Consider the following 1,749-nt stretch of genomic DNA (forward strand, 5'->3'; position numbering starts at 1 on the left):
GGAAAGTGTGGAAGCAAATTAAGCGGCTTTCACCTGTAGCATGGCAACATATTAGTCTGCTTGGAAATTTTGTTTTTTGTGAAAACGCTCAAAACCTTGATATTAAAGGGATTGTGGAAAGTGTTCTTGCTAAATTTGACTGAAAAATATATGGCTACAACCTATATGGAATAAGGGCTAACATCACTTTGATAGTACAAACCAGTGCTATATGGAATTAACGCCTACCGACTCGCTGATTTGTGAAACCAGATTAATTATTTTTGATGTAATTGTATATGGTGATTGATATGGCTTTCCCATGCAAAATCCGTTTATTTTTATTTAAAACTTTACTGTAAATAATTATACACTATTTTTATAGACAATAATATTTAAGCAATGAGAAAAATACAAAAAAGTATACTTTTTAAAATATTATCAATGAGATGATCTTGTATGTACATAGCCAAATAACACCAAATCATATTTATAATAAAAAAATTTGAAGCCTTCTGTAAAACCCACCACTTTCCCATAAAACATTCTGAATAAATAGCCCAGGCATAAGTTCCAGAGCATAACTATAGCTTGTAAAAAAACAAAAAATTGATTTTTTGTGGGAACAAAGTTGATATAAACCAATGTTAAATTTATAATTACATCAACCAAGATGAAAATGGAAGTTTATATGAACCCAAAAATGCAAGTATCAGATGCTGCTGAGTATCTAGGCGTTACAATTCAAGCAATTCATAAAAACATTAAAACGAATCAATTAGAGACAAGTAAAAGCCAAAATAAAATGTATTTTGGGCACAAGACCGCAAAAGAGATATTTAAGCTAGATATACTTCCAACCTGCTTCACGTGGCAAAATTTAAAAGGCGGGGTTGGTAAGACTAATTTATCTTTTGCAACAGCTGCTAGATTAGCATCTTATGGATTAGAAGTTTTAGTGATTGATTTAGATCAACAAGGAAACTTTACACAAGCATGTGGTGTAGATGCAGAAGACAAACCAGTGATGTTTGATATAATCAAAGACAACATTAACATCTCAGACTGTATTATAAACATCCATGAAGGCTTAGATTTACTTCCGAGCAGGATAGAAAACGCCCTGTTGGATAATTTGTTTGCAGTAAATGGTCTTCCTGTAGATAGAGAGCTTAAAAAGCGAATATCACCATTAAAAAAACATTACGACATTATATTTATTGACTGCCCTCCATCTTTAAGTTCTTCTGTCTGCGCAGCTACCTTGTGTGCTGATTATGTTATATTACCAACTGATCCTGAAAAGTTTTCCCTCTCTGGCTTACAAATAACTTTAAATGAGATAAAGAAAAATATATCAGAAAGGTATGATATACATGTAAATATTAAGATACTTCTTAATAAATTTGATGGTAGAACAAACTTATCTCATCAAGTGTTAACAGCTCTTCTATCAGATGAAAAATTTAATAGTAAGCTGTTCAAATCTTTTATTAGGACTAGTCAAGAGTTCCCAAACTCTATATCAAAAGGAACAAGCATCTTCGACTCCTTAAAACCATCAACGGCAAAAGAAGATATTGATCTGCTTTGCCATGAACTTATAGATTTATGTAAAAAAGATGAAATGTAATAATATTGGGGATCTAATGTCATGCCTAAATTAGAAAATTTTAAGACAAAAAAAATAAGAGCATGGGATAATAACTTACTAGAATCTTTAAAAATTAATACTTCTAACGATGAATCCAATAAGAATTCAAAAGAGGT

The 1,749-nt window shown here is 31.2% G+C and carries 1 protein-coding gene; it reads left to right on the top strand.

Going from position 1 to position 1,749, the window contains the following annotated elements; translation table 11 throughout:
- Positions 1-670: 670 nt before the first annotated feature.
- Positions 671-1,612 (top strand): ParA family protein, encoded by a 942-nt coding sequence (locus DNK84_RS10035; protein ID WP_162902366.1) that lies wholly within the window; start codon positions 671-673, stop codon positions 1,610-1,612.
- The last annotated feature ends 137 nt before the right edge of the window (positions 1,613-1,749 follow it).

The organism is Facilibium subflavum, assembly GCF_003574485.1.
GTDB classification, from domain to species: domain Bacteria; phylum Pseudomonadota; class Gammaproteobacteria; order Francisellales; family Francisellaceae; genus Facilibium; species Facilibium subflavum.

Excerpts from the sequence above, each read along its gene's own strand:
- DNK84_RS10035 (WP_162902366.1), top strand. The coding sequence starts at position 671 with ATGAACCCAAAAATGCAAGTATCAGATGCTGCTGAGTATCTAGGCGTT.